This is a genomic window from Streptomyces sp. NPDC000878 (genome assembly GCF_053599695.1).
On record NZ_JBSFMT010000005.1, the window covers coordinates 128,589 to 154,198 of the forward strand.

23 protein-coding genes and 3 pseudogenes are annotated in these 25,610 nt (G+C 70.4%); 11 read left to right on the forward strand and 15 right to left on the reverse strand.

Annotated elements, in window-relative coordinates; genetic code table 11:
* Nucleotide 1: 1 nt before the first annotated feature.
* Both ACWDR4_RS07110 and ACWDR4_RS07115 read right to left on the reverse strand, forming a co-directional pair.
* Nucleotides 2–1,021, reverse strand: a complete 1,020-nt coding sequence (locus tag ACWDR4_RS07110) for an iron-containing redox enzyme family protein (RefSeq protein WP_450404914.1) — start codon at nucleotides 1,019–1,021, stop codon at nucleotides 2–4.
* Nucleotides 1,022–1,164: 143 nt separating this feature from the next.
* Complete coding sequence (locus ACWDR4_RS07115; protein WP_450404916.1) at nucleotides 1,165–1,545, reverse strand: PRC-barrel domain containing protein; 381 nt, start codon at nucleotides 1,543–1,545, stop codon at nucleotides 1,165–1,167.
* Nucleotides 1,546–1,858: 313 nt separating this feature from the next.
* Between ACWDR4_RS07115 and ACWDR4_RS07120 the strand changes: the two are divergent.
* Nucleotides 1,859–1,999, forward strand: a pseudogene (locus ACWDR4_RS07120) (methyltransferase); the annotation flags it as partial.
* Nucleotides 1,983–2,213: a CDGSH iron-sulfur domain-containing protein gene (locus ACWDR4_RS07125; protein ID WP_450404919.1), complete on the forward strand. Its 231-nt coding sequence runs from the start codon at nucleotides 1,983–1,985 to the stop codon at nucleotides 2,211–2,213. The pseudogene ACWDR4_RS07120 and the gene ACWDR4_RS07125, both read left to right, overlap by 17 nt.
* A gap of 229 nt (nucleotides 2,214–2,442) precedes the next feature.
* Here the strand turns inward: ACWDR4_RS07125 and ACWDR4_RS07130 are convergent.
* Nucleotides 2,443–2,907: pseudogene (locus ACWDR4_RS07130) on the reverse strand (SRPBCC family protein); the annotation flags it as partial.
* 260 nt (nucleotides 2,908–3,167) lie between these two features.
* Between ACWDR4_RS07130 and ACWDR4_RS07135 the strand changes: the two are divergent.
* The gene (locus ACWDR4_RS07135; protein ID WP_450404922.1) at nucleotides 3,168–4,085 is read left to right on the forward strand and encodes a peptidoglycan-binding protein; all 918 of its coding nucleotides are present in this window, start codon (nucleotides 3,168–3,170) and stop codon (nucleotides 4,083–4,085) included.
* 67 nt (nucleotides 4,086–4,152) lie between these two features.
* On the opposite strand, the gene ACWDR4_RS07140 is transcribed toward ACWDR4_RS07135, so the two are convergent.
* The 5 genes from ACWDR4_RS07140 to ACWDR4_RS07160 form a co-directional block, all read right to left on the reverse strand.
* On the reverse strand, nucleotides 4,153–5,988 hold the full coding sequence (locus ACWDR4_RS07140; RefSeq protein WP_450404925.1) for a carbohydrate-binding domain-containing protein: 1,836 nt from the start codon (nucleotides 5,986–5,988) through the stop codon (nucleotides 4,153–4,155).
* Nucleotides 5,985–6,806, reverse strand: coding sequence for a polyphosphate polymerase domain-containing protein (locus tag ACWDR4_RS07145; protein WP_450404926.1), 822 nt, complete (start codon nucleotides 6,804–6,806; stop codon nucleotides 5,985–5,987). The genes ACWDR4_RS07140 and ACWDR4_RS07145 overlap by 4 nt, the downstream gene beginning before the upstream one ends.
* Entirely contained in the window at nucleotides 6,803–7,405 is a 603-nt protein-coding gene (locus ACWDR4_RS07150; RefSeq protein WP_450404929.1) for a DUF4956 domain-containing protein, read from the reverse strand. The genes ACWDR4_RS07145 and ACWDR4_RS07150 overlap by 4 nt, the downstream gene beginning before the upstream one ends.
* A gap of 313 nt (nucleotides 7,406–7,718) precedes the next feature.
* A complete protein-coding gene (locus ACWDR4_RS07155) occupies nucleotides 7,719–7,850 on the reverse strand; it encodes a hypothetical protein (protein WP_450404931.1) in 132 nt (43 codons plus the stop codon).
* A 59-nt stretch (nucleotides 7,851–7,909) separates the two neighbouring features.
* A complete protein-coding gene (locus ACWDR4_RS07160) occupies nucleotides 7,910–9,133 on the reverse strand; it encodes an RNA-guided endonuclease InsQ/TnpB family protein (protein WP_450404933.1) in 1,224 nt (407 codons plus the stop codon).
* Between the two features lie 25 nt (nucleotides 9,134–9,158).
* Here ACWDR4_RS07160 and tnpA point away from each other — a divergent pair, with 25 nt between their 5' ends.
* Nucleotides 9,159–9,575 (forward strand): IS200/IS605 family transposase, encoded by a 417-nt coding sequence (gene tnpA, locus ACWDR4_RS07165; protein WP_450404934.1) that lies wholly within the window; start codon nucleotides 9,159–9,161, stop codon nucleotides 9,573–9,575.
* 112 nt (nucleotides 9,576–9,687) lie between these two features.
* Here tnpA and ACWDR4_RS07170 read toward each other — a convergent pair whose 3' ends face one another.
* Nucleotides 9,688–10,626 (reverse strand): zinc-binding dehydrogenase, encoded by a 939-nt coding sequence (locus ACWDR4_RS07170; protein ID WP_450405174.1) that lies wholly within the window; start codon nucleotides 10,624–10,626, stop codon nucleotides 9,688–9,690.
* Between ACWDR4_RS07170 and ACWDR4_RS07175 the strand changes: the two genes are divergently transcribed.
* Nucleotides 10,625–10,888: a hypothetical protein gene (locus tag ACWDR4_RS07175; RefSeq protein ID WP_450405191.1), complete on the forward strand. Its 264-nt coding sequence runs from the start codon at nucleotides 10,625–10,627 to the stop codon at nucleotides 10,886–10,888. The genes ACWDR4_RS07170 and ACWDR4_RS07175 overlap by 2 nt on opposite strands.
* Before the next feature lie 8 nt (nucleotides 10,889–10,896).
* On the opposite strand, the gene ACWDR4_RS07180 is transcribed toward ACWDR4_RS07175, so the two are convergent.
* Nucleotides 10,897–11,661, reverse strand: coding sequence for a DUF4232 domain-containing protein (locus ACWDR4_RS07180; protein ID WP_450404936.1), 765 nt, complete (start codon nucleotides 11,659–11,661; stop codon nucleotides 10,897–10,899).
* A gap of 216 nt (nucleotides 11,662–11,877) precedes the next feature.
* Between ACWDR4_RS07180 and ACWDR4_RS07185 the strand changes: the two genes are divergently transcribed.
* The 4 genes and pseudogenes from ACWDR4_RS07185 to ACWDR4_RS07200 form a co-directional block, all read left to right on the forward strand.
* Entirely contained in the window at nucleotides 11,878–13,257 is a 1,380-nt protein-coding gene (locus ACWDR4_RS07185; RefSeq protein WP_450404938.1) for a helix-turn-helix domain-containing protein, read from the forward strand.
* 442 nt (nucleotides 13,258–13,699) lie between these two features.
* Complete coding sequence (locus ACWDR4_RS07190) at nucleotides 13,700–15,046, forward strand: sensor histidine kinase (RefSeq protein WP_450404940.1); 1,347 nt, start codon at nucleotides 13,700–13,702, stop codon at nucleotides 15,044–15,046.
* 107 nt (nucleotides 15,047–15,153) lie between these two features.
* Nucleotides 15,154–16,635 (forward strand): MFS transporter, encoded by a 1,482-nt coding sequence (locus ACWDR4_RS07195; protein WP_450404942.1) that lies wholly within the window; start codon nucleotides 15,154–15,156, stop codon nucleotides 16,633–16,635.
* Between the two features lie 205 nt (nucleotides 16,636–16,840).
* Nucleotides 16,841–17,275, forward strand: a pseudogene (locus tag ACWDR4_RS07200) (GtrA family protein); the annotation flags it as partial.
* A 338-nt stretch (nucleotides 17,276–17,613) separates the two neighbouring features.
* Here the strand turns inward: ACWDR4_RS07200 and ACWDR4_RS07205 are convergent.
* Nucleotides 17,614–18,909 (reverse strand): PucR family transcriptional regulator, encoded by a 1,296-nt coding sequence (locus ACWDR4_RS07205; RefSeq protein WP_450404944.1) that lies wholly within the window; start codon nucleotides 18,907–18,909, stop codon nucleotides 17,614–17,616.
* 287 nt (nucleotides 18,910–19,196) lie between these two features.
* Between ACWDR4_RS07205 and ACWDR4_RS07210 the strand changes: the two genes are divergently transcribed.
* On the forward strand, nucleotides 19,197–20,081 hold the full coding sequence (locus ACWDR4_RS07210) for a DUF4394 domain-containing protein (protein WP_450404947.1): 885 nt from the start codon (nucleotides 19,197–19,199) through the stop codon (nucleotides 20,079–20,081).
* 30 nt (nucleotides 20,082–20,111) lie between these two features.
* Here the strand turns inward: ACWDR4_RS07210 and ACWDR4_RS07215 are convergent, their stop codons facing one another.
* The 3 genes from ACWDR4_RS07215 to ACWDR4_RS07225 form a co-directional block, all read right to left on the reverse strand.
* Entirely contained in the window at nucleotides 20,112–20,459 is a 348-nt protein-coding gene (locus tag ACWDR4_RS07215; RefSeq protein WP_450404948.1) for an SCO4225 family membrane protein, read from the reverse strand.
* Between the two features lie 70 nt (nucleotides 20,460–20,529).
* Entirely contained in the window at nucleotides 20,530–21,216 is a 687-nt protein-coding gene (locus ACWDR4_RS07220) for a response regulator (protein ID WP_450404949.1), read from the reverse strand.
* Nucleotides 21,213–23,732: a histidine kinase gene (locus tag ACWDR4_RS07225; RefSeq protein WP_450404951.1), complete on the reverse strand. Its 2,520-nt coding sequence runs from the start codon at nucleotides 23,730–23,732 to the stop codon at nucleotides 21,213–21,215. Before ACWDR4_RS07225 ends, ACWDR4_RS07220 begins: the two co-directional genes overlap by 4 nt.
* 193 nt (nucleotides 23,733–23,925) lie before the next feature.
* Between ACWDR4_RS07225 and ACWDR4_RS07230 the strand changes: the two genes are divergently transcribed.
* On the forward strand, nucleotides 23,926–24,399 hold the full coding sequence (locus ACWDR4_RS07230) for a DUF5707 domain-containing protein (protein WP_450404954.1): 474 nt from the start codon (nucleotides 23,926–23,928) through the stop codon (nucleotides 24,397–24,399).
* 3 nt (nucleotides 24,400–24,402) lie between these two features.
* Here ACWDR4_RS07230 and ACWDR4_RS07235 read toward each other — a convergent pair whose 3' ends face one another.
* Entirely contained in the window at nucleotides 24,403–25,434 is a 1,032-nt protein-coding gene (locus tag ACWDR4_RS07235; protein ID WP_450404956.1) for a formylglycine-generating enzyme family protein, read from the reverse strand.
* Nucleotides 25,435–25,610 lie beyond the last annotated feature (176 nt).

Sequence of the window (25,610 nt, forward strand, 5' to 3'; positions counted from 1 at the left end):
ATCAGACGGGTACGCGTAGCGATGACTCCCCGGTCCGCCAGGCGTCGAGGAGGCGCTCGGACAGGCGGTCTTCGAGATACGTGGTGGCGTCCGCCCCGAAGGCGACGTCGCGGTCCAGGTGGGGCTCCTCCTCCAGGAGGCCCGCGACGACTTCGTGGCGGACGACCTGTTCGTGCACGGCGTCGGCCTCGACGTGCTCGTCGTAGAAGTGCTCGGCTGCCGGTCCGGCGCCGGTGCGCCGCATGGCCTGGGCGAGGCGCCGTGAACCCGGGGACGAGGTGATCTCGACGGCGGCGAAATGTCCCACCAGGGCTCCTCGCAGGGCGCGGTGCAGGCCGAAGAGGGACATCACGTTCACGGTGGCGAGGGCTTCGGCGCCGGCCGCGTCGAGATAGTGCCCGTACGAGGTGTCCAGGCCGAGGTCGGCCATGAGGTCGGCGTACAGGCGGGCGTGCACGCGGTCCGCGCGGCCTCCGCCGAACTCGTCGAACTCCACGGCGGCCATTCCCGCCTTCGCCCTCCCCCACAGCCGGGGCAGAACCCAGGCATGCGGGTCGGCCTCCTTGAGGTGGTAGAGCGACCGCTGGGCGGCGTACTCGCGCACCTGCCACAGCTCGCCCTCGTGCTGGAGGAAGTGGCTGACACCGCTGCCGTCGACCGGCTCGACGAGCAGCTCGTCCAATGCCTCACCGGCGCGTTCACGCGCGGGCACGGCGTCGCGAAGGGCCCCGAGAAACAGCTCCTCGGCAGCGGCTCGGAACTTGAGCAGGTCGGGATCCCATTCGCGGTCGGCGCCGGCGTCGGCTTCTGCGAATCCCCGGTAATGCAGCTCGTAGCACATGTACAGGGCCAGCTGCAGATCATCTCCGAACGGGGTGGCGCCGGGAACCGCCTTGTCGTCCGGGAGCGGCCCCCTGTTTCGTACGTATGCGCCGACCGCCGCCGAGACCGGGCCACGGGCGGGTGGCAGGGGCGGCTCTTTCGGTGGCCCCTTCGGTGGCTCTTTCGGTGGGAGGTCCATGGGCACCGAGTACCCGCGATCGGACCGCTCACCTGCGGCGTCGCGCGGCTGGGCGCCGACATGACCGGTTTCTTCCAGGGCACGCGAGAGCCCCGGGACTCCTGACGAGTCCCGGGGCCGTGCCGCTCGGAGCGGGCGTGGGGTCAGACGGTCGGGCCGCCTGACGCGGTGCCGGTGCCTGTGCCCCTGCCGTAGTGAGTACCCAGCTCGTCGTGATAGCCCTGGTTGCCGAGGTGCTTCTCACGGTCGAACTCCGGAGCGTCCTTGATCTCCTGCTTGGTGCGGCCGACGAAGATCTTCCGCTCGTTCGGGTCGATACCGACGACCGTGCTCGCCGGGAGCAGGACCTCCTTGCCGAAGATCCACACACCGGTGTCCACCACCAGATAGGCGGCGCCGGCGTCATCGGAGTGCTTGTCGACCTTGCCGATGCCGCCGTCCGTGGCCTCGACCTTGAACCCGGTGAGGTCGACGCCCGCCTGACGGCCAGCAGTCGAACCGTAATTCCACATATTCCCGGTCACGCGAAAACAACTCCTCCGGTAAACGGAGGACAGACGGTAATCCCCGCCGTTCCTCCTTTTTCCGTACGTCGTGCGCGGCGATTTCCTTGACCGCCTTTATTGCGGTTGCCCTGCGTCCAGGGCCCCACACCTCTGGGAGTAAAAGTTATTTCCTTGAAATTCACCACAGTTTTTCAGTGCAGAACCCGCACCAAATAATTTGCCCGCCACAATTTGCCCGCCCGCCTCTCGTTACGTCTGCGGCCAGGGGGTACTCGTGCACCGATGACAACCGAAGCCCTCACCGCCGCCCCCGGCCTGCGTTGCTGGGTCCCTGCGGGCGGAGGTCGTCGACCGGGCCGTACTGCCCTTCGGGCGGGTCCTGCGCTCCCGGCTCACCTGGCTGCGCGAGCGGGGCCTGACGGCCGGAGGGACGACAGAGGAGCTGGTGGTGATCCGTGCCGAACACGCCTGAACACCTCCGCCGGGTCCGCGTCCGCGTCCAGCGCGACGGGCCCCTGCTCATCGAGGGGCCGGTCGAAGTGGTGGGCGAGGACGGCGAGTCGACGGTCTCGGACCGCTTCGCGGTGGCGGTCTGCACCTGCCGCCGCAGCCGCCTCTTCCCCTGGTGCGACACCAGCCATCGCCGACGCCAACCGTCCGACCCGGAGGAGGGCGGGGCCCCCTGACCGGCTCCAGCTCCCCGGAACGCCCCTCACCCGCCGGTGACGCCATGAGCGGCGTCACCGGCGGGTGAGGGTCAGGCCTCGGGCCCAGGCACAGCTGGCACAGGCACAGCTGTCAGAGAATCGGGCCAGGGCCGCCGAGGGTACCGGGACCACGAGTGCCGGGACGGGGAGTGCCGGGAGTGCCGCCGGGGCTGCCGGACGGGCCGGGGGTACCAGGCGTACCGGGGTCGCCGGACTCACCGGGCCGGATGCGGCCTCGCCAGGCGCCCGTCTCGGCGCCGCGCTCCTCGATGTAGTCCTTGAAGCGGTGCAGGTCTCCCTTGACCCGGCGGTCGATCATGCCGAGCGCGTCCGCGCCCTTCTCGGCCATACCGCTGGGCTCGACGTCCATCGTCAGCTCCACGCGGGTGTGCGTGTCGTCCAGCCGTTCGAAGCGGACCGAGCCGCGCTGCTGGGTGTCGCCGCCGACGGACCGCCACGTGATCCGGTCGTCCGGCAGCTGGTCGACGATCTCGGTGTCGAACTCGCGCCGCACCCCGCCGATCTTGGTGGTCCAGTGGTTGTGCCGGTCGTCGAGCTGCCGCACCTCCTCGACGCCCTCCATGAACTTCGGGAACTCCTCGAACTGGGTCCACTGGTTGTAGGCGGTGTGGACGGAAACCTCCACGTCCACTGCTTCCTGCACCGTGCTCATGGTTTCCTCCTCATATACTCCGTTCGCGGTTTTTCTTCCGTACGACACCGGGTACCCAGGTCCGCGGATCGAAGACATCCGGAACGGGTGCGCCCGGCCGCGGCACCGGCCCGTCGTCCGGCCGGGGTCGTAGTCCGTCCTCTAACTCCGGTTGGAGACAACGGTGTTGGGATCAGATTCTGAGTCGATGTTCCGCCGTGCCCGTTCTTCAAGAATGTGTGGACCGAGCGAGGACACGACGACCGACTCAGGAGTCTGTGATGAGCACCAAGACGGGACCCCAGCGATTCCCCGGCGCGAGCCGTGCGAACTGGTACCAGGACGACTTCGGCGGTGACCCGATGCAGGTCGACGCCGTCGTCCTGCACACCACGGAGGGTTCCGCCCTGCCCGGGTACGGCGGCGGCTCCTCCGCGCCGAACCTGACCGCGGTCCCCGACCTGGCCGCCAAGAAGCTGAAGTGGTACCAGCACTTCGACATAGAGACGTCCTCCAGAGCCCTGGTCAACCTGCGCGGCGGCGTCGAGACGAACACCCTCAACGTGTGCCAGGTCGAGCTGGTCGGCACCTGCGACCCGAAGACCCACGCGAAGTGGCAGAAGGCCGGCCAGGCGCACATCTACTGGCCGGACGCCCCCGACTGGGCCCTCCAGGGCATCGCCCGCTTCCTCGCCTGGACGCACGAGGAGCACGGCGTACCGCTGTCCGGCCCGAAGTCGTGGCCCGCCTATCCCACCTCGTACGCGTCCGGCGGCGGCCAGCGGATGACGGCCGCCCAGTGGAAGGCCTTCAAGGGCGTCTGCGGGCACATGCACGTGCCCGAGAACGTCCACGGCGACCCCGGCGCGGTCGACTTCGCCAGGATCGTCAAGTACGCCAAGGCCGAACTGGACCTGGACGACGACACCCCGGCGACGACCACCCCGGCCAAGCCCGCGGTCCCCGCGTTCCCGGGGCGCAAGTACTTCGTCGCCGGGGCCTCGAACGCTTACGTCCTCCAGCTCGGCAAGCAGCTGGTGAAGCGCGGCTTCGGCGACCACTACAAGGTCGGCCCGGGCAAGTCCTGGGGCGAGGCGGACCGGCTGAACGTACGGGACTTCCAGAAGTCCCGGAAGGAGCTGCGCGGCGACGCCGACGGCACCCCCGGGCCGCTGACCTGGCGCCTGCTGTTCTCGTAACCTTCAGTGCCGTCAGTGCCGTCAGTGCCGTCAGTGCCGTCAGTGCCGTCAGTGCCGTCAGTAGCCGTCAGGGACGGCCGCCCCCACCCCCGCCCCCGAAGCCGCCGCCCTCCGGGGCCTCGCCCGCCGTGACCGTGGCGATCTTCTCGGCGGAGCCCAGCTCACCCGACTCGGCCAGACCGCCGGTGTCGGTGCCCGAGGCACTGCCACCGGCGTGAACCGTGTACTCCTCGCCGCTCTTGATGCCCGCTCCGGAGTACACGATGTTCTGGGCGGCCTTCGAGGTGACGTACGACGCCACGACCTTGCCGTCGGAGTCGGCGATGTGCACGGTCGTGCCCGCCTCGACGGCCGAGTCGAGCGTGGCCGAGAGCCAGCCCTGCTCGGACTCGCCGTCGGGGGCGACGACCATGCCCGCGCTGCCGGCGGCGAGCAGCGTGCCGCCGCTGACGGTGAAGCTGCCGTTGACGTCGAGGGCGCCGTTGCCGTTGCGCTCGGGCCCGTTGACGACAACCGTCCCGCCGGTGATCTCGGCGGTGCCGTTGGAGTCGAAGCCGTCGCCCTCGGAGTCGATGACCAGGGTGCCGCCGGTCACCTTGACGATGAAGTCGCCGACGCCCTCACCGCCGCCTCCGCCACCGGGACCGCCGCCTCCGCCGAAGCCGCCCTGGTCACCCTCTTCGCTCGAAGTGGCCTCGCTGCCGGACGCGTTGACGCCGTCGTCACTGGAGACGACGTCGGTCGAACCGCCGCTGACGAGGATGTCCTTGCCCTCCAGGCCCTCGTTCGCCCGCGTGACCTTCACCGTGCCCGCGCTGATGACGAGGTCGCCCTCGGCGTGCACTCCGTCGTCACCGGCGGCGAGGGTGGTGCTGGCGCCGCCGAGGTGGACGGCACCATCGCCGTGCAGGGCGTCGGCGGAGGACGTGACGTCGACGGTGCCGCCCTCCAACACCGTGATGACGCCCGACTTCAGCCCGTGGGCGGAGGAGTCGTCGGAGGCCTCGCTGGTGACGGCGATCTTCCCGCCGGTCGCGACGAGGTCGGTCGCCGCGTCGACGCCGTCGCCCGCGCTGGTCACCTTCACGGTGCCGCCGCCGACGGCGATGTAACCCCGGTCGGCGTCCTCGGTGTTGTCGGCCTTGAGCCCGTCGCCCTTGGCGGTGACGGTCACCGTGCCGCCGTTCACCACCACGTAGTCCTTGCCCCGGATGCCGTCGTCGGCGGCGTCGACGGTGAGGGTGCCGCCCTGGATCACCAGGCCGTCGGTGCTGGTGATCCCGTCGTTGCCGTTGCCCTTGACGGTGAGCGAGCCGCTGCCGCCGATCGTCAGGTCGGCAGCGCTGTGCAGGGCGGCGTTGGCCTCCGCATCATCGGCGTAGGTATCCGTGTCACTCAGCGTGTTCGCGCTGCCGTCGGCGAGGACGACAACAACCTCGTCAGCGTCGGTGACGTCGATCGCGGCACCCTTGGAGTTGGCGATCTTCGCGCCGTCGAGCACCAACGTCACCTTGGCTTCAGGGGCGTTGACCACGACCTGCCCGTCGTCGAGACTCCCGCTGAGCCGGTAGACACCGGCAGCGGTGACCGTGACGGTCGCCCCCTCGACATTGACACCGTCCCCGTCGGAGGAGGCGGAGTCACCCTTCAACTCGACGCCCACGACCCCGGACGCGTCCACATCCACATCCGTGTCGTCCGATTCCGCGTGGACGTCCTGGTTGTCGGCGAGCACGGCGGCGGCCTTCTGGGACCCGTCGACGGCAGCGGCGGCAGCCGAACCGGATCCCGAACTGGCCGCCGAGGAAGCGGAGTTGTCACCGCCCGACGACGAGCACCCGGCGAGCGCGGCAGCGGCAAGTCCCACCGAGGCGAGGACACCCGCCAGTTTGTACGTCCTCATGCTGCGCTCCCGTGAAGTGCGGTCGGAGAGTTGGGAATCGGAAAGTCGGGAAAGTGGCGCCGCAGAACGGGCAGCCACCGATGTGCGGGCAGTCCGGGCCGCAACGCGGCAAGACCGGTGCCGTACTTGGAGATCGGAAGGGGCCGGTGCTTCAGCGACCACAGCAGCCGGTCCGCCTCCGACCCGGCCCGCCCCGACTTGGTCTCGACGATGGCCCGGTCCGGCGTACGCAGCCCGGTCCCGTCGGGCAGCGTCCAGGTCAGCCCGGTGTCGACGGTCACCCTGCTGTCGCTCGCGGGCAGGAACAGCGTCGTACGCCGGTACGAGGTGACCAGCGTGGGCACGAACCGGAACCCGCCGGAGTCGATCCCGGCCCCGGCGAGCACCTCGTCGGCGTACGCCCGCGCCTCGGAGGACAGACGCCACAGGTCACCGTCGTACGGAATGCGCTGCTTGACGGTCGTACCGCGCGGGCCGCTCGTCTTGACCTCGAAGTAGTGGTCCCCGGAGTCGAGATACGTGCGGACTCGCAGCTTGTACCGGCGCCTGCGACGGCGCGCGGTCCGCAGATAGCCGTCCAGCTCCGGGGTGTCGAAGTAGACCGACCGATACCCGAAGTCCCGCGCTCCACCCATCTCCAGAACCTGTACGTCATCCCCCAACCCACCGACTACGAGCGGGAGTTCACGAAGCGGAAGCATGTACTTGCGGTCCAGCCGGGTCAACAGCGAGGCCCGCTCCACGAGTTCGTCGAGCCCGATCGGCCGCAGGGCGCCGACCACCGGACCGAGACCGAGGGAGGGGGCGGGCGCGGTCACGCCCCGACTCCCTGTCGTGCGGAGGCAGTTCCGGCCTCCCGAGGTGCCTGCGACCCCTCGGTGACGAGGTACCGCACATCGACCTGGGTGGTGTCGTTGACGAGGTCCACGCCCTTGACCGACATGTTCACCACGCGCCCGCCGAGCAGCACCTCCAGATGCGCCCGCAGGGCCTCGTCGTCGGTGTACGCGGAGTCGAGCCGCAGGCTGAGCTGCCGGTGCCGGCCGAAGAGCCGGGGGTGGTCGCCGACGTACATCGTGAGGACGATCAGCCCCATCAGGGCGGTCGTCAGCACGTTCGGGCTCGCGGGGAGCCCGGCGAGCAGACCGAGGGCAAGCGCGGAGAAGTAGTAGGCGATCTCGTGCTGGGCGATCTCGTAGGACCGCAGCCGGATGATCGACAGAACCCCGAACAGCCCCATCCCCAGCCCGATCCCGACCGACGTCGAGCTGAGCGTCATCGCGACGGAGAGGACCCCGACGTTCACCCCGAGGAAGGCGGCGATCAGGTCCCGGCGGTGGTGGCGCGGGAAGTAGACCCCGAAGACGAGGAGGGAGATGGCGACGAGATCGACGGCGACGAGCAGCGACTGGTTCACGACGCGCTCCCCGACCCAGTCTTTACGGTGACTTGGCTCATTGTTTAACCATGAGCAACCTGTCTGTGAATCAACTGGGCCGTTTCTTAAGGAACTTTGAGAATCACGACGTGAGCAGGGCGGGGAAGGGCTGCCGGTCCAGAGCCGCCTGGGCGATCCGGCAACCGCCCAGGTCCTCCTTCCGCCGAACGGCGTCCTCACCGTCACGAGCGCGAGCGGCCCACGTCGGCTGGGGTTGATCTTGCGCTGGGTACGGTCGTCGCATCTGTGCTCGCCGGCCGAGTCGGAGCGGGCTCGGCCGGCTCAGAAGGGTTCAGTCGACGCCGAGTACCGCCTTGCCCCGCAGGCGGCCTGCCGCCATCTCCTTCAGCAGCGAGTCCGCGCCGGCCCAGTTGTCGCGGCGACCGATCTCGACCTGGAGCTTCCCCTGCGAAGCCAGGTCCATTGACTTGCTCCTCGGGCTGAAACCCGAGGATTCTGGCCTTCTCGATCGTTGCTGTGCCGCTACGCGGCACGGGCTTGGGTCGGGAATCCGTGGCTTCCTGTTTCTTCGCGCTGTGCCGGGATTGCTCCTGGTCTTACCGGCGCTCCGCAGGCTGGTACCGCCAGTCCGGCGGCCGTCTTCACGTTGATCGCGGCGTTGTGGTCCCGGTCGTGGACGGTGCCGCAGGCGGTACACGTCCATTCCCGGACGTCGAGGGGTTTGGGTCCGTCCTTGACGCCGCAGGTCGAGCAGGTCTGGGAGGTCGGCTCAAACCGGCCGATCGTGACCAGGGTGCGGCCGTACCGGGCCGCTTTGTACTCCAGCATGCTGACGAACGAGGACCATCCGGCGTCGTGCACACTCTTGGCCAGTCTGGTGCGGGCCAGTCCCGCCACCGACAGGTCCTCCACGGCGATCCCTTGGTTCTCGGAGATCAGCCTGGTGGAGAGCTGGTGGTGGAACTCATGACGGGCGTCGGTGACCTTGGCGTGGGCACGGGCGACCTTCAGGCGGGCCTTTTCGCGGTTCTTGCTTCCCTTCTGCTTGCGGGACAGCTCCCGCTGGGCCTTCTTCAGCTTCTTCTCCGCGCGCCGCAGGAAGCGCGGGGAGTCGATTTTCGTACCGTCGGACAGGACCGCGAAGTGGGTCAGGCCGAGGTCGATGCCGATGGTGCGGTCGGTTTCGGGCATACGGGCCGCGTCAGCGGCGGGGTCGGTATCGATGACGAAGGAGGCGAAGTACCGCCCGGCCGCGTCCTTGATGACGGTGACGGAGGAGGGCGTGGTGGGCAGCGTGCGGGACCACTTCACTTTCACCGCGCCGATCTTCGGCAGGTTCAGGTGCCCTTTGTCGGTGATGTTCCAGCGGGCGTTGGCGGTGAACCGGATCGACTGCCGCTTGTCCTTACGGGACTTGAAATGGGGAGCACCCGTCTTGGGCCCCTTGCGATCGCCCTTGAGGGAGGCGAAGAAGTTCTTGTAGGCGGTCTCGACGTCCCGCAGGGACTGCTGGAGCACCACCGCGGAGACCTCGCCCAGCCAGGACCGCTCCACCGTCTGCTTCGCCTCGGTAATCAGCCTCTTCGACAGCTCTGTGGCCTTGGGGAACGACTGCTTGGCCGCTCTGGCCTCCTCACGGGCGCGGACCGCGTCGTTGAACACGACACGGGCGCACCCGAACGCCCTCGCCAACGCCCTCTGTTGGCCGGGGTCCGGGTACAACCTGAAGGAGTACCGGAGCTGCATGACCATCACGATACATACTTGGGTTATGGACGACATGCAGAAGATCAGAACTGGTAGGCACTGCGCTTTCGTGATGCACGTCCACTTGGTCTTCGTGACCAAGTTCCGGCACAAGGTGTTCACCGATGCCCACTTGAGGCGTATGGAAGAGATCATGCGGTCGGTGTGTACGGACTTCGAATGCGAGCTGGTGGAGTTCAACGGCGAGAACAACCACGTCCACCTGCTGGTGAACTTCCCGCCCAAGGTCGCCGTGACCAAACTGGTCAACTCCCTCAAGGGCGTCTCCTCCCGCCGCCTGCGCCAGGAGTTCCCCGACCTGGTACGCCACTACTGGAGGGCCAACAAGCTGTGGTCCGGCTCCTACTTCGCCGGAACCGTCGGCGGCGCCTCGCTCAGCGTGGTCAGGCAGTACATCGAGCAGCAGAACCGGCCGGTGTGAGCACCGCCCGGCTCCGCCGGGACCAGCCCGCGCGACGCTCCGCACCGCAGGCGAGGAGCTGCGGTGTCCGGCTCCGCCGGACCAGACGCGGCGACGCTCCGCGTCGCCACCATCAGATTCGCTTCACCACCGGTCTGAAGGCCGATGCACTGCGAATGAATTCCAGTAGCGCGTTCATGTCCTGGGTGTCACGACTCCCGTCACCGTCGCCGTAGACGAAGTGGCGCAAGGTCAGAGAGGCACCCCCCTGGACCTGCTTGAAGAAGTCCAGAGTGATCGGGCTGCCGCTGGCCTGACCGAACCAGAGGAACTGGCCGCCGGGGCGCAGCTTGTGGGCTGTCTTCGACCCCAGGTCGCCGCCCACGGACTCCAGGACGATATCGAAGGCAGTGTCCTCGACGGCATCGATGTCGAGAGCGATCCTGGCGCCCAGCGCCGCCATGTGGTCGGTCGGCTGGCCCTGCGCGGCAACGGCGGTGATCTCGGCTCCTTCCGCAACAGCGAACTGGATGAGGACCTGGCCGACTCCGCCTCCCACACCCGTGGCGAGAATCCTGCTCCCCTTCAGAGGGCCGGCGAGGGCGAGGAGTCGCTGGGCGACCAGCCCGCCCAAGGGGAGCGCGGCCGCGGAGGCGGAGTCCACGTTGTCGGGGATGACCGCGAGGCGGTCCGCCGAGGCGGCGACGTACTCGGCGGCGCCTCCTCCCGAGGGCAGGTGGAGGGCCACCCGGCTGCCCTCCGACGGTCCGCTGCCGTCCACTGCGGCCTTCGCGACCACCCCGGCCGCGTCGATGCCGGGGCGGAACGTGGTCGAAGGGGCGCTCAGGTACAAGAAGTCCGCCCGGTTGAGCGCGACGTCGGTCACCCGGATCAGCGCTTCGTGACGCTGCGGGGTGGGGAGATCGCCCCCCAGAGCCCGTCTCGAATGATCGGACTCTACGAAAGCGCGATGCGTCGGGGAAGAGCAGCCACATGACGATTGCCGGACATCGTCGACGCGTTGTGGGCGGACCGGCCGCCCGGGCATGCCGTGAACATGGTGCACCGGCATGTGGGCGAGCTGCGGCGGCTGTTGGAGCCGGGGCTGCTCCTGCGGGCCGAGGGCGGGCTGCTGTTGCGCGGGGGCGGCGGCTATCGGCGACACCTACCTCGCCGTCGGCGGCCCCGGCTCGGCCCGCGCGGTCTGGGAACACGCGCTGCGCCTCCTCGTCCGGACCGACCCGACGGCGGCCTCGGAACTCCGGACGAGACTGCGGGCCCTGGGCGACGCGGTGCCGGCGCCGAGGATCAGCGCCGTTCCCGCGTACCCCTGACAGGGATGTCACCAGGAGAGGGCGTCAGCCATGTCCGACTGCCAGTACGTGACAGTGATCGAGCTGTCGACGTACACGCCCTTCGCGGGCAGCGACGGGCGGGCCGGGGTCGTGCTCTCCGAGTTGAAGTAGACCTCCAGGGTCTTGGCCGTGTAGCCGTCCGTGCCGCTGCCGTCCGCCGCCGAGACGATGACGGCCGCGTAGCCCGACTCCCCCGGGGCCAGCGTGACCACGGCCTGCGGCTGGGAGTCCTCGATGACAGGCGGGACGGACTGCGCCTCACCGAACCGCACGGCCGGGTAGTACGCGAGGTCGCAGTTCCCGGCGCCGGTGTTGGTGACGGTGAGGAGGACGTGGTTCAGGGGGCGGTTGACCACCGTGGCGGTCGTCCTGGTGGTGGCGGGGGTGCAGGGGGACAGGTTGGACTCGGAGTCGTCCGAGCCGTTCGAGCCCGTGGAGCCTGACGAACCCGTGGAACCAGAGGTGCCCGAGGAGTTCGTGGAGCCCGAGGTGCCGGTGGAACCCTTCGTCCCGCTGGAGCCGGTGGTACCGGTCGAGCCAGTGGTGCCCGTCGAGCCCTTGTCGCTCGTCTGTCCGGCCCCCGTGGACGTCCCCCCGCTCGTCGTGGACGAGGAGGCGGACTCGGTGGAGGAGGCGGACGGGGCTCCCTCGTCGCGGGTGCCCTCCGCGCTGTTGCACGCCGTCATCGTCAGAGTGGCGACCGTGAGTGCGGCGGCGGCGAGCAGACGGGTGCGGGCGGTACGTGCGGACATGTGATTCCCCGATTTCGCTACAAGAAGGGTGTGTACGCAGGCCACTTGACCGGGTGCCGGAAGCGGCGTGCTTGGATGGCCAGAGCTTGTCCGGTGATCCGTCCCAGCCGCCACAAACGCCGGAGCATCCGGGACGCTGGAACGCCAAAACCCCCTCTGACCTGGGGGAACAACACCCGCCTGGAACGGCGGTCCGGGACACGGGAAGAGGCAGGAATGGTGACGGGGGAAGACTTCCCGGAGCTGCTGGGCCGGTTGAAGGAGCGGTCCGGGCTCAGTTACGGAGTGCTCGGGAAGCGGCTGCACATGAGCGCGTCCACACTTCACCGGTACGTCAACGGGGACGCCGTACCGACGGACTACGCACCCGTGGAGCGGTTCGCCCGGCTGTGCAGGGCGACGCCCGAGGAACTGGTGGAGCTGCACCGGCGGTGGATCCTCGCGGATGCCATGCGGGGGCAGCAGAAGGCGGGCGCCGCGGCTGCGGTGGCGGAACCCGTGGGTGCCATGGCCGCGGAGGCTGCCGCAGCCGCCGTATCCGCCGTATCCGCTGACGTATCCGCTGAAGAGGAACCGCAGGCGCCGGTGGCGGAGTCGGCCACCGGGGCGCCCGAGGCACCCGGGGCCGTGACCGGGGCCGCGGAGGCTCCCCCGGCCCGGCGTCGGCGTACCGTCGTCCTCGCCGGGGCCGCCGTGGTCGCGGCTGTCGTCGCCGCCACGCTCGTGGTGAATCTCGTACCCGGCGACGGAGACGACGACCGGAGCGGGAAGCGGTCCGTGGGGGTCGCGGCCCCCGGGGCCACGGACAGCGGTTCCGTCACCTCCGAACCGACCGCCGCGAAGAGCGGGTCGGCCTCTCCGTCCGCCTCGCCCAGCGGCAGTCGCACCGCGTCGTCCTCCCCCACCGCCTCCGCCTCGACGAGCACCGGCGCCGACGCCGACGCCGGGGCGGCCGGGCAGGACGACGGTGTCGAGGACGGGGCGACCGCGCCGATCGTCACCGTCAATCCGTACAAGTGGGCAGACCCGTGCGGCCCGCACATCCTGATCGACCGGGAGCCCGACCAGGTGCCTCCGCCGCCGAACGAGCCGGACGCGCGCGGCTGGAACACCGCGCTCGGCGCGGTCACCGGCGGGCAGCAGATGGTCGCGCTGACCCTCCAGGGCACCGGCAAGGCCACGGTCGTCCTGGAGGACCTGCATGTGCGGGTCGTGGACAAGAGCGAGCCGCTCGCCTGGAACGACTACCAGATGCACGACGGCTGTGGCGGCGGCGTGGACACGAAGGCCTTCGACGTGAACCTCGACGACGGGCGGCCCCTGGTCGCGCCCAGGTCGGGTCAGCGCGGCTTCCCGTACAAGGTGAGCGAGTCGGATCCCGAGGTCTTCTACGTCTTCGCGGACGCGCGGGCGTACAACGTGGGCTGGTACCTGGAGCTGGAGTGGTCCAGCGGCGCACAGCACGGAATCCTGCGCCTCGACGACAACGGCAACCCCTTCCGCACGAGCGGCAATGCGGGCCGGCCGTCGTACGTCTATCCGAACGGTTCCTCCGCTTGGGAGCGCCACCCGTACGAGCCCGACATTCCCGGCTGACGGTGGAGTCAGCTACACCGGCGGCCGGAGTCAGCTACACCCGCCGCCGGGGAGGGCACTCCCTCGTGATGTCGGCCCGTTCACGGAATCGTTGATCTCGCGAAGCCGACGGCTCCCCGGCCCCCCGAGGGCCGCACACGGCCCGACAAGTAAAAAGGTTGCTTGACTTAAGTAAGTCAATTGTGCTTGCCTGAGTCAAGCAATAAAGATCCCTGAACTGGGGCCGCCTCAACGTGGAGGAGGTCCCGCCGCGCCGAACCCGTGGGGACGGGGAACGGCGCAGTCACCGGACCGGACACCGGAAACACCCCCAACCGGCATCCGGTCCGGTGACACCCACGGCACCTACGGCACCTACGACGACGCCCTCCGGCGCACCCGAGGCCGATCGCCCCCCTCACCGCTGCCAGCCCGCCCGCCACCGGACAGGAACCGCTCTCCCATGATCAGCAGCCTGCAGCGGCAGCTGCGCAGCCGCCCCAGCCCGAATCCCAACCCCAACCCCAATCCCAGCCCCGCAGGGCATTCCGCCCCCGACGGCCGCCCCGGCCGCGTGGACGCGGCTGTCGCCGCCGCGGTCTTCGCCTGTGCCCTTCCCGGCAGTGTCTTCACGCTCCCCGGCGGTCCGGAACTGCCCTGGGGGCCGGGCGCGCTGCTGACCGGCGCCTCCTGCGTGGCGCTGCTGTGGTATCGCTGCCGGCCCCGCGCCACCGTGGTGGTGACCGCCCTCTGCGCCACGGCGATGGCCGGGATCGGCCACGTGCTCTCGGTCCTGCTGCTCGGGCCGCTCATGGTCGCGCTCCACTCACTGGCCCTGCGCACCGACCGGCGGACCGCCAACCTCTTCACCCTCGGCGGAATCGTCCTGCTGGTCGGTACGGGGCTCTTCGTCGGCCCCGCCGGTGAACCCCTGATCCTCAAGCTGGGCGGTCCCGCCGCCTGGCTGCTGCTCCCCACCTCGCTCGGCACCGCGACCCGGCTGCGCGGTGCCTACCTGGAGGCGGTCCAGGCCCGTGCCGAGCACGCGGAACGCACCCGGGAGGAGGAGGCGCTGCGCCGGGTCGCCGAGGAGCGGATGCGGATCGCCCGTGATCTGCACGACGTCGTCGCCCACCATCTGGTCCTGGCCAACCTCCAGGCCGGTGCCGTGGCCGGCCGGCTGCCCGACCGGCCCGTCGAGGCGGCGCGGATCGTCGCCGACCTGACCGGCACCACCGCCTCGGCCCTGCGTGAACTCAAGGCCACCGTGGGCCTGTTGAGGCACTCCGACGACAGGGACCAGCCGGACCTGCCCACGGAACCCACTCCCGGGCTCGCCCGGCTGTCGGAACTCGCCGCCTCCTTCGAACACGCGGGGCTCAAGGTCGCCGTCACCATCGAAGGGGAGCCGCAGCCCCTGTCGGCCGGCGCGGACGTCACGGCGTACCGGATAGCGCAGGAGGCGCTGACCAACGTCACCAAGCATGCCGCCGCCCGTTCGGCCGAGGTGCGGCTCACCTACTGCGCGGCGTCGGTCGTCCTCGCCGTCACCGACGACGGGCCGGGGCGGCAGCGCGCCACTCCGCCGGCACCCGACTCCCCCTGCCCGAGCGGCGGTTACGGCCTCATCGGGATGCGGGAACGGGCCCACTCCGTCGGCGGGCAGTTCCGTGCGGAGCGTCGCCGCGAGGGCGGCTTCGGAGTGGTGGCCGAGCTGCCGATCCAGACGGAGGGGGCCGACCGGTCCGATCAGACCAGTCAGAACAGTCAGGCCGACCAGACCGATGAGGCCGAGCACGGCTCACTGTGATCTAACCCACGCATCACCCCCACGATTTAACTTGCGTAAGTCAACTAACCCTTCTTATGCTTGCGTAAGTCAAGCAATTTGATTCTTCGCAACGGAGGCCCGAAGCCATGTCCGACGCCCTTACCCGTCCCGCCGGAGCGGGGACATCCGCCCCGCCGCGGCCGAACGCCGTGGTGGCGGTGCTGGCCCTGGCCGGGATCGTCGTCTCGCTGATGCAGACCCTGGTCATCCCGATCGTGCCCGAGCTGCCGAAGCTCCTGGACGCCCCGGCGTCCGACACCGCCTGGGCGGTCACCGCCACCCTGCTGGCGGCCTCCGTGGCCACCCCGGTGGTGGGCAGGCTCGGCGACATGTTCGGCAAGCGCCGGATGCTGCTGGTCAGCATCGTGCTGCTGGTGTCCGGTTCGCTGGTCTGCGCGATGGCCGACTCCCTCACCCCGATGATCATCGGACGGGCCCTTCAGGGGCTGTCGGCCGCGGTCGTCCCCCTCGGCATCAGCATCATGCGTGACGCACTGCCCGCCGACCGCCTGGCCGGCTCCACCGCACTGATGAGCGCCTCCCTCGGCGTCGGCGGCGCCCTGGGTCTGCCCACCGCCGCCTTCATCGCCGACCGCTATGACTGGCACATCCTCTTCTGGGTCTCCGCCGCCCTGGGCGTGGTCGCCCTCGTCCTCGTCCTGCTGATCGTGCCGGAGTCGAAGGTGCGCACCGGCGGCCGGTTCGATCTGGTCGGTTCGCTCGGCCTCTCGGCCGGTCTCATGTCCCTGCTGCTGGCCGTCTCCAAGGGCGGCGACTGGGGCTGGACCAGCGGCACCACGCTCGGCCTGGGCACCGCTTCCGTCCTGATCCTGCTGGCCTGGGGCTGGTGGGAGCTGCGCAGCCCGCAGCCGCTGGTGGACCTGCGTACGACCGTCCGCCCGCAGGTGCTGTTCACCAACCTCGCCTCGATCGCACTCGGCTTCTCGATGTTCGCGATGTCCCTGGTCCTGCCGCAGCTGCTCCAGCTGCCCGAGCAGACCGGCTACGGCCTGGGCAAGTCCATGCTGACCGTCGGCCTGGTCCTGGCCCCGCAGGGCCTGGTGATGATGGTCATGTCCGCGGTGTCCGCGAAGGTCACCAAGGCCAAGGGGCCGAAGGTCACCCTGATGATCGGTGCGCTGATCGTGGCCGGCGGCTACGGCCTGAACCTCGTCCTGATGTCCGAGGTCTGGCACCTGGTCCTGGTGTCCTGCGTCATCGGCGCCGGCATCGGCTTCACCTACGGCGCACTGCCCGCCCTGATCATGGGTGCCGTGGACCCCTCCCAGACGGGTGCCGCCAACAGCCTCAACACCCTGATGCGGTCGCTGGGCACCTCCTTCGCCAGCGCCCTCGCCGGCGTGATCCTCGCCCAGATGACCACCGACTTCGGCGGCACCGCACTGCCCGCGGAGAACGCCTTCAAGGTCATCATGGCCATCGGCGCCGGAGCCGCCCTGCTCGCCTTCTTCCTCGCCTCCTTCATCCCGCGTCGCCGTGACCCGGCACAGGAGGTCGCGGCCGACAGCCCTGCCGGGACTCCGGAGACGGCCGCGATCAAGGCCTAGGCAACAGGCGCGGGCATACGTCCGCACAGGCACCACCCCCTCAAGGAGGCCGCCGTCCGCACCCGCGGGCGGCGGCCTCCTCACGTGATCCCCGCAACATCGGGCGCCACCACCCCCCTACTACTTGCGTAACTCAAGTAGTTCCATATACTTGAGTAAGTCAAGCAAGCTAAGTGACGGCATCGCGACCGTACGCACGAACCGGATGGAGACGGCCATGGACAACGCGCCCCGGACCCCGGCGGCACCGGCCGCCGCTCCCGGCCCGTTCGCCTCCTTCGTCCGGTTCGTGGTGTGCGGCGGCGGGGTCGGGGTCCTCTCCAGCTTCGCCGTGACGCTGCTGGCCGTGTCGATGCCCTGGGGACTGGCGAACGCGGTCATCACCGTCGCCTCCACCGTCCTCTGCACCGAGCTGCACGCCCGCTTCACCTTCGGGGCGGGCCGCCGCGCCGGGCGGCGCGAGCACTGGCAGTCGGCGGGTTCGGCGGCGGCTGCGTACGTGGTGACCTGCGCGGCGATGCTTCTGCTGCACCTGGTCCAGTCGTCACCCTCGGCGCTGACCGAGCAGATCGTCTACCTTGCCGCCTCGGGCCTGGCCGGGATCGGCCGCTTCCTGGTGCTGCGGCTGTTCGTCTTCGCCGCCGGTCGCCGCGAGGACAGCGTTCGCGGTGAGGACAGCGGTCGCCGTGAGGACAGCGGTCGCCGTGAGGACAGCGTTCCCGTCACGGCGCCGGTGCGGGAGTACGTCGTTCCGGTCGGCGTGGGTGTTGCCGGGCGGCCCAGCTTCCCCGGCCTTCGGCCCAGCTTCCCCGGCGTGGGCCACACCACCGCGGTCCGTACGGCGCGTCGGTCATGCCCGCCCTCCGCACAGCCTCGCCCGCGCCGGTCGAGGGTGGGGGATCGCGTCGGTGTCGTAATCGGCCGCCAGGGCCACGCTCACTGCGTCGCCGACAACCGCCCCCGTTCCTGCACTGCGGGTCAGCGCCACGCCCCCGACAGGTCCCGGGCGACGACGGCACTGAAGAGCCGTACGCCGTGGGTCGAGCCGGGGTCGGTGTCGGTGAGTTCGCGGACCCGGCGCAGGCGGTAGTCGAGGGTGCGGGGGTGGATGTTGAGGGCCGCCGCAGCGGGACCGCGGTTCATGTCGTGGCGGTAGTACGCGTCGAGGGTGACGAACAGGTCCGGGCCGGATTCCAGGCGCCGGGCCGTCGTACGGAGCCAGTCGTCTACGAACGGCACCTCGGTGACGGCGAGTTCGACGAAGACGTCCGCGAGAGTGTGCGGTCTCAGTCGTGTCGACGCCCGCCGCAGCGGGGCCGCCCTGCTGATCCGGCGGGCCCGGTCGAACGCCTCGGCGAGGCCGGTCAGCGGTGCGGTGGCGGTGCCGGCGGCGCAGGGGCGGCCGAGGGCGTCGGCGAAGTCCCGTAAGAGGTCGGGGACGACATCCGGTAAGAGGTCCGGTGCGAGGCGTCGTGCCGGGTCCGGCGCCGGGTCCGGTGCGAGGTCCGGCAGCGCGTCGGGGGCGGGATCCGGGACCAGGGCGACCAGTTCGCCGCCCCTGCCTCTGCCGGTGGTGCCGCCGGTGGCGTCTCCGTCGTGCTCCGGGTACCACGTCATCGGTACCTGGTACGTCTTCACCAGCGCCTCGATATCGTTGTCCAGCTCGCGGTCGCCGGGCGAGCGGTCCGGTACCCGGATCACCAACACCGTGTAGGACTCGGCCAGTTCCATGTCGGCGACCTGGGCCAGCTCCTGGGCCGCCCCGTTCTCGGACAGCAACGCCTGGGCCAGCAGGGCGACTTGTTCGACGTACGGCATACGGCGGCGCATGACCGTCACGAAGCCCCGGCGGTAGGCGCCGATGCCGCGCTCGCCCTGGGGGGCGAACCAGCCCATGATGCGCATGAGTTCGTCGAGGTCGCCGCCGCGCTGGGCCTCCGTCGCCTCGTTGATCTCGCGCAGCATCAGCTCGGTGTGGACGCGCAGGACGCGTTGCCGGGAGTCCAGCGACATCCCCGTGCCGGCCCGCACCTCGCCCATCGACGCGATGTAGCCGAGGTCGTCGTCGGTCAACATGCCGTTGCCCGGGGCCAGTTCGACCGTGCGGCGGCGGAACCAGACCGAGTACTCCATGGTCTCGGCCCTGGCCCGGGAACTCATGTCCAGGGACCCGAGTTCCGGTATCTCGCGTACGTACGTCTCGACCTCGCGGCGGGCGTTGGTCGACGCCCGCCGGGCCAGTTCGGCGAAGAGGCTCCCCATAGGCGTGAGCATGTCACCCAGGGTGAGGGGTCGACAGACGAAAACCGGACGGGCATTTATCAATCCGGGTGAAACGGTGAAGGGTGTGCGGGCGGCGTATTTGTCACAGTGCGCAAAGTTCCCGTATCGGGGCGTTCTTGCGGCTCGACTCCCTTGTGAGGGGGCTGTGGCCTCGGCTTAATGAGAACCGTGCCCGACGCCCAGGGGGACCGTTTCGGAAAAGGGACCACTTCGAATTCGCGGGGCTCGGGCCACCCACTGACCTGTGTTCAAACGGGAGGGTAACAATGCTGAAATCCATGAAATCCGGAACGAGAAAGAGAATCGCGACCGCGGTCGCCATCGTGTCCGCGGCCACCACTCTCATGGTGACCTCGCCCGGCTCCAGCACCGCCGCCGTCACCGCCACCCCCACGCTGCAGGCGTTCGGGATCACCGCTGACGGCCTGACCATGGCCAGCTTCTACACCGACGTCCCGGGGGTCCTCAACTGGGTCCGGGATGTCACCGGACTCAGCGGCGACACCAAGCTGGTCGGGATCGACCACCGGGTGCAGAACGGTCTCATGTACGGCCTCGGCGAGAAGGGCGGCATCTACACGATCACCACCCCGCCGCCCGGCAGTGGCAGCAACGTGGTCGTCACCAAGGTCTCCCAGCTCCAGGTCGCGCTCTACGGCACGTCCTTCGACATCGACTTCAACCCGGCGGCCGACCGGCTGCGGGTGATCAGCAACAACGGCCAGAACCTGCGGCACAACCTGAACGACGGCACGACGGTCACCGACTCGGTCCTGAACCTCCCGCCGTTGACCACGGCGGCCATCGGTGTGACCGGCGCCGCGTACACGAACAACGACCTGGTCGGCTCCACCGGCACCACGCTCACCGACGTGGACACCTACAACGACCAGATCGTCATCCAGTCGCCCCCGAACGCCGGCAACCTCGTCGCGACCGGACTGCTCGGCTTCGACGCGAACCTCGAAGCCGGCTACGACATCTTCAGCACCACCACCAACGGCAAGACGACCGCCAACTCCGCCTTCGCCACCCTCACGCCGTACAACGGCAGGGCGTCCTTCTACAGCGTCGACATCCTCACCGGCGCGCCGACGCTCATCGGTACGTTCCCGTCCGTGGTCCAGATCACGGACTTCACCATCACCATCAGCGGCAGCTGACTCGCCGAGTCCCCAAGTACCCGACAGCGCCTACTCGCCGCGGTCCGGCTTTCCCGGGCCGCGGCGCAGTACGCGGGCGCACCAGCCGATGACCGTGGCGTTGACCAGCGCCCCGACGCCCACGGCGAGGACGACCATCACGGCGCCTTCCGGCAGGAAGAACAGCACGAAGCTGGCCGGGGCGGTGGCGAGCATCGGGATGACGAGCGCCATGGACTCGTCCGTGCTGTCGTTGATCGTCACCACGACCGCCCACACGAGCAGGACGGCGCAGATGCCGAGGTAGACGAGGGCGGCGGGGTCACTGAGCGCGTGCCGCACCCGGCGGGGAAAACCGCGGGGAAGACTACGGCCGGAATCGGTACCGGTACCGGTCACAAGAACTCCTGGGTCGTTTCGGTGGTCGTGTCGGTGGTCGTGCCGATGGCCATGTCGATGGCCGTCGTGATCAGAGGTGGGCTGCGCCGGGCGGGTTCGGGCGGGCCAGCCCGAGGTCGTACGCGAGGATCGTCGCCTGGACGCGGTCGCGCAGGCCCAACTTCCGCAGCAGCGCGTTGACATGGGACTTCACGGTGCCGACGGTGATGCCGAGTTCCTCGGCGATCTCCGCGTTGTTGAGTCCGGACGCGATCAGGGCGAGGACGCCCCGCTGGCTGTCGGTCAGGCTGTCCAGCTCGCGGGGGCCGCTGTCGGTCCGGTTCCCGGCGTTCGGCCGGGAGGCGTAATGGCCGATGAGGCGGCGGGTCGCGGACGGGGCGAGCACGCTCTCGCCGGTCGCCACCACCCGTATGCCGTCCAGCAGTTCGGCCGGGCGCACGTCCTTGAGCAGGAACCCGGAGGCACCGGCGCGCAGCGCGTCGAAGACGTACGCGTCGAGGTCGAAGGTGGTCAGGACGAGGACGCGGGGCGCGTTCTCCCGGCCCGTGATGATCCGGGTGGCGGCGATGCCGTCCAGTACGGGCATGCGTACGTCCATCACGATCACGTCGGGAGCCAGCTCCTCGGCGAGCCGCACCGCTGTCGCTCCGTCGGCCGCCTCACCGACGACCGTCAGATCCTCCTCGGCGTCGATCACGGCGGCGAACCCCGCCCGGACGATCCCCTGGTCGTCGACGACCAGCACCTTGAGGCTCATCGCTCCCCCAACTCCCTCTGCCCATCGACCTGTTCATCGATCTGCTCATCGGCCGGCGTGAGTGGCAGCCGGAGGTGGACCGTACCCGGACCGTCGGCGGTCAGGGTGCCGCCGAGTGCCTCGACGCGGGCCGCAAGACGCTCTCGTACGGCGGGACCGGCGGCGCGTGGGACGCCGGTGGCCGTGAGGGTCAACGTACCGGCGGACGCGTCGAGTTCGAGTAGCGCCGGTTCCTCGCCGCCGGCCGCGAGGAGTGTCTCGGCGGCGTGGTAGGCGGCCAGGTCGACGGCGGTGGGCAGGTGGTCCGGTACGCGGTCGGTGAGGCGGATCTCGACGTCGCGGCCGGTGGCGCGGCACTGGTGGGCGAGCAGGTCGAGGGCCTGGAGGGTGGGCTGCGGGCGCAGTTCGGGGCCCACCACCCCGCCCTCGCCGCTCCCCTCGTCCGGCTGCCGGACCGTGTCGAGGAGGGCGCGCATCGCGGCCAGGGCCTCGCGGGCGCGTTCGGCGGTCGCGTCGAGGCGGCCCGCCTCCGCCTCGGCGACCATGTCGGCGGTGCGCGAAAGTACGGTCGTCTCCAACCCGGCGGCGATGCGGCGCCGTTCGGCCCACGCGTCCCGGACGGCTTCCTCGGTCCAGGCGGCGAGCCGTTCGTCGTGCGTGCCCCGGTCGGCCCGGTCGCGCCGGCCGCGCAGGGTGCCGGCCCAGGTCGCGGCGGCGACCACGAGGATCGCGCCGGCCTCGGCGCCGAGGACCACCGCCCAGAACGGGAACGTGGTGCCCCGGTCCAGGAGGGCGGCGGCGACGGCGACGCCGTGCACCACGACGGCCAGTACCGGGAACACCCGACCCCAGGGCGGGAAGACACGGGCGGCAGCGGAGTTGCGGGCGGCGCCCACCCCCCGGAACGGACGCGTCGCACCCCGGACCAGCACAGCCACGGCAGCCCCGACGCCATGGCCCGCGACCGCCGACGCCGGGAGCACCCGGTCCTCGGACGGCGAGGAAGCCGCGGCGGAACCGTCGGCCGTCCTGCGGGCCGCGTCCGCCGCCAGCGCGACGCAGGTCGCGAGCATGCTCAGCGCGGGTGGCAGGAGGACCGGGCCCGTGTAGTCCCCCACCGCCATCGCCACCGGCCAGAGCAGGGCGAGGCCGAGCAGCGCGCCCTGGGTGGTGCGGGGCGCGCGGCGCAGCCACAGCAGCGCGACCGCCTGGGCCGCCGCCAGCAACGCGAAGAGCATCCCCGCCGACACCTGCCCACCGCCGGACGCGGTCTCCGCCCGCCAGATCACCGCGGGAAGCAGTGGCTGCAGGACGAGACCGGCGGCGGCGACCACCTGGGCCACCCGGTAGCCGCGCGGCACCGCCCGTTCCACGGGGGCGGCGGTACGGCCGGGCAGCACCGCGCTCACCTCCCAGCCGCCCTCCGCCGTGGGGCCGCTGTGCAGGGTGCCGCCCGCCTCCCGGGCCCGGGAGCGCAGGAACCCCTGGCCGCGCCCTCCCCCGAGGCCCGCGCCGTGCGCCGCCGCACCGGCGGGCGGGGCCGCGCTGGTGACCGCGACATCGGTACGCGTGTCGCCGTACCGTACGAGGACCCTGGTGTGCGCGCCCGGCGCGTGCCGGGCCACGTTGGTCAGGCCCTCGCGCACGATGCCGTACGCCGCGTCCGCGACGGCGCCGTCCGGCAGGGGGTCGATCTCGCAGTCGACCTCCTGGTCGAGGCGCCGGAAACCGGCGACCAGGTCGAGGAGCCGTTCCTCCGGCGACGGCAGGTCCTCGCGGGAGGGCGCCGGGGCCCGTACCGCGCCGAGGGCCCGGGTGACCTCGCGGCCGGTGCCGACCGCGAACTCCAGTGCCTCGGCGGCGAGTTCGGGGCGCCGTTCGCGCAGTCCGAGGGCGGCGCCCGCCGTGACGACCACGGCGGTCAGATGGTGGGCGCTGACGTCGTGCAACTCCCGTTCCATCCGGCGCCGTTCGGCCGCCGGGAGCCGGTGGCGCTCGGACTCGGCGCGTTTCAGGAGGAGTTCGGCGGTCTGGCGGGCGCGCCTGGTCCGCCGTACGAAGAAGCCGGCGCCGCAAGCCGCCGCGTACAGGAGGGCGGTCAGGGCGAGGTCGAGGCCGTCGCGGTCGCTGAGGCCGTGCAGGGTGATGTCCTGGAGGAGCTGCCACAGGGCGAGCGACAGTACGCACAACACGGTGGTGAACGTGTCGCGTTCGGTCGCCACGGTGAACAGGGCGAGCGCGACACCGGCGGTGCCGAACACCGCCGTCGCGCCGGTGGGCAGCGCCCCGGCGCCCAGCCCACAGGCGACGGTGACCAGGGCAAGGGTGACCACCGGGCGGGTGCGGCGCAGGGCGAGCGCGGCCGTGACCGGGCCGGCGACCAGGGCCGCGACGAGGAGGGCGGAAGCGGACGGGGCCGTCCCCCGTACGAGCGCCGCGCCGGGCCAGACCACGGCCTGGGCGCAGAGCAGCAGGACCGGGAGGAGCCGGTCGTCGGTGGTGTCGATTCGTTTCATGGCTCGCCCAGGCTAGGTCCGCAGGTGAGCGGCCCGGCTCCGGCTGGAGGGGGATCCCTTTGCCGGTCTCTCTATCTCCGGTTGCACGCGCTGATCGTCCGTCCGCTCGAAGACCGCGTGGTGTGCCCGGCCATAGATTCGTTCACATCAACCGACCACAGCGGCCCAGCCGTCGAATTCAGGGGGATCTCCCATGTCGAAAACTTCCCACTCGTCGAAGCGCATTGTCCTTTCCTCGCTCATCGGCGTCGCCGTCATCGGCGGAATAGCCGCCGGCGGGCTCGCCATGGCCTCGGCCTCCGCGCCCACCGAGCCGACCCTGGAGAACGGCTCGGCCCGCTTCGTCGCTCCGACCGGAAGCAAGGCGGGCTCGCTCACCTTCACCACGGACGTGAGCGACGACTCGGGCGTCAAGGGCCTCAAGGTCATTGCCTGGCCCGCGAGTTCGAAGCTCGACCCGACCGAGGCGGAGCTGCGGAACGTGGACAGCGCGGTCTGCAGGACGACCACTGACGACACGTCCCGCTGCACCTACACCCTGCGCGTCACCAAGGCGGAGGCGGCCGAGCTGGCCCAGGGCACCTGGTACGTCTCGGCGCTCGCGACGGCCAAGGACGGCGGCACGACGTTCGTACCCCGCGCCGCCACCTTCGGCGTCACACTCTGACGGTCATCCGGCCTCGGTGGCGGCGACGCGGAAGCCGACGGTCGGGTAGCGGCCCGACGGGTCGCGGCCCTCGCCCCGGTAGACGGCGGTGCAGCTGTTGAGGTTGGCGTACCAGGAGCCGCCCCTGATGGCGTTGACCCGCTGGCCCGTCTCGCCGCCGTGGGTGGCGGTGATGACGGAGGTCGTCCACTCCCAGCAGTTGCCGCACAGGTCCAGGACGCCGTCGGCGCTCGCCCCGCCGGGGTAGGCGGTGACGGGGGTGGTGTAGCCGCCGGTGGCGGTGAGGGCGTCGTAGACGTCGGTGTAGACGAAGCCGGTGCGGCTCGCGGTGACGTTCCAGCCGGCCACGGTTCCGGTGCTGCCGACCGAGAGGATCTCGGAGATCGGGAAGCTCTGCCCGTACAGGTCGGAACCGGTGGCCGTGTAGGTGGCCAACTCGTCGCCGTGCTCGGCGAGTTCATAGGCCGCGCAGACCGCCATGTAGTTGTAGGTGCTGGTCAGCACCAGGTCCGCGTAGGTGGTGCCGGCCGTGTCGCCCCAGGGGTAGTTCAGGGCTTCGGGGCCGGAGGCGGCGTACTCCCACTCGGCCTCGCTGGGCAGCCGGAAGGTCCAACCGTCCGTGTCCGCCTGGGCGTTGAGCCATGCGCAGTAGGCGGTGGCGGAGTCGAGGGAGACCGTCAGTACGGGGTGGTCGGCCTTGCCTGCGGGGTACATGCCGCCGTCCCAGTAAGGGGGCGCGGCCTGGCCGGTGTCGGTGACGAACTCCAGGTACTGGGCGTTGGCGACCTCGTGGACGCCGAGCCAGTAGGCGGCGTCGATGGGCGAGGCCTCGCCCGAGCCGGCCGTTCCGGCGAGGTCGGTGGCGAAGACGAAGGCCGGGGCGGCGGCGATCCCGGCCAGCTCCTGGCCCGCGACCGTGAGGGTGGCCGTCGTGGCGGCGGTGGCACGGGGAGGCCGTAGGAGGGCTGCCGCGCCCGTGAGAGGGAGGAGGCCGAGAAGGGTTCTTCTGTCGATACCGGGGGAGGTCGCGTCCATGACTGCTCCTGAGGTGATGACGTCGCGCGTCTTTGCGCAGTGCTGATGGTCCATCAACTCCCGTTAACTGTCGACACTTTGGCCGGTAACAGTCAGCTGGGAGCGGGCTGTGCCCGCCCTGAGTCGACACTGTGCGGGGCGGCATGCCGTGGCCAAACGGATGAACTCTCCTACAC

What these genes read in the sequence shown, in the direction of transcription:
- ACWDR4_RS07140 (WP_450404925.1), bottom strand. Translation starts at nt 5,988, where the DNA reads ATGAGGACGTACAAACTGGCGGGTGTCCTCGCCTCGGTGGGACTTGCC.
- ACWDR4_RS07110 (WP_450404914.1), bottom strand. Translation starts at nt 1,021, where the DNA reads ATGGACCTCCCACCGAAAGAGCCACCGAAGGGGCCACCGAAAGAGCCG.
- ACWDR4_RS07220 (WP_450404949.1), bottom strand. Translation starts at nt 21,216, where the DNA reads ATGAGCCTCAAGGTGCTGGTCGTCGACGACCAGGGGATCGTCCGGGCG.
- tnpA (WP_450404934.1), top strand. Translation starts at nt 9,159, where the DNA reads ATGGACGACATGCAGAAGATCAGAACTGGTAGGCACTGCGCTTTCGTG.
- ACWDR4_RS07135 (WP_450404922.1), top strand. Translation starts at nt 3,168, where the DNA reads ATGAGCACCAAGACGGGACCCCAGCGATTCCCCGGCGCGAGCCGTGCG.
- ACWDR4_RS07230 (WP_450404954.1), top strand. Translation starts at nt 23,926, where the DNA reads ATGTCGAAAACTTCCCACTCGTCGAAGCGCATTGTCCTTTCCTCGCTC.
- ACWDR4_RS07195 (WP_450404942.1), top strand. Translation starts at nt 15,154, where the DNA reads ATGTCCGACGCCCTTACCCGTCCCGCCGGAGCGGGGACATCCGCCCCG.
- ACWDR4_RS07160 (WP_450404933.1), bottom strand. Translation starts at nt 9,133, where the DNA reads ATGCAGCTCCGGTACTCCTTCAGGTTGTACCCGGACCCCGGCCAACAG.
- ACWDR4_RS07170 (WP_450405174.1), bottom strand. Translation starts at nt 10,626, where the DNA reads ATGCCGGTGCACCATGTTCACGGCATGCCCGGGCGGCCGGTCCGCCCA.
- ACWDR4_RS07175 (WP_450405191.1), top strand. Translation starts at nt 10,625, where the DNA reads ATGTGGGCGAGCTGCGGCGGCTGTTGGAGCCGGGGCTGCTCCTGCGGG.
- ACWDR4_RS07210 (WP_450404947.1), top strand. Translation starts at nt 19,197, where the DNA reads ATGAAATCCGGAACGAGAAAGAGAATCGCGACCGCGGTCGCCATCGTG.
- ACWDR4_RS07190 (WP_450404940.1), top strand. Translation starts at nt 13,700, where the DNA reads ATGATCAGCAGCCTGCAGCGGCAGCTGCGCAGCCGCCCCAGCCCGAAT.
- ACWDR4_RS07155 (WP_450404931.1), bottom strand. Translation starts at nt 7,850, where the DNA reads ATGGACCTGGCTTCGCAGGGGAAGCTCCAGGTCGAGATCGGTCGCCGC.
- ACWDR4_RS07235 (WP_450404956.1), bottom strand. Translation starts at nt 25,434, where the DNA reads ATGGACGCGACCTCCCCCGGTATCGACAGAAGAACCCTTCTCGGCCTC.
- ACWDR4_RS07185 (WP_450404938.1), top strand. Translation starts at nt 11,878, where the DNA reads ATGGTGACGGGGGAAGACTTCCCGGAGCTGCTGGGCCGGTTGAAGGAG.
- ACWDR4_RS07225 (WP_450404951.1), bottom strand. Translation starts at nt 23,732, where the DNA reads ATGAAACGAATCGACACCACCGACGACCGGCTCCTCCCGGTCCTGCTG.
- ACWDR4_RS07205 (WP_450404944.1), bottom strand. Translation starts at nt 18,909, where the DNA reads ATGCTCACGCCTATGGGGAGCCTCTTCGCCGAACTGGCCCGGCGGGCG.
- ACWDR4_RS07180 (WP_450404936.1), bottom strand. Translation starts at nt 11,661, where the DNA reads ATGTCCGCACGTACCGCCCGCACCCGTCTGCTCGCCGCCGCCGCACTC.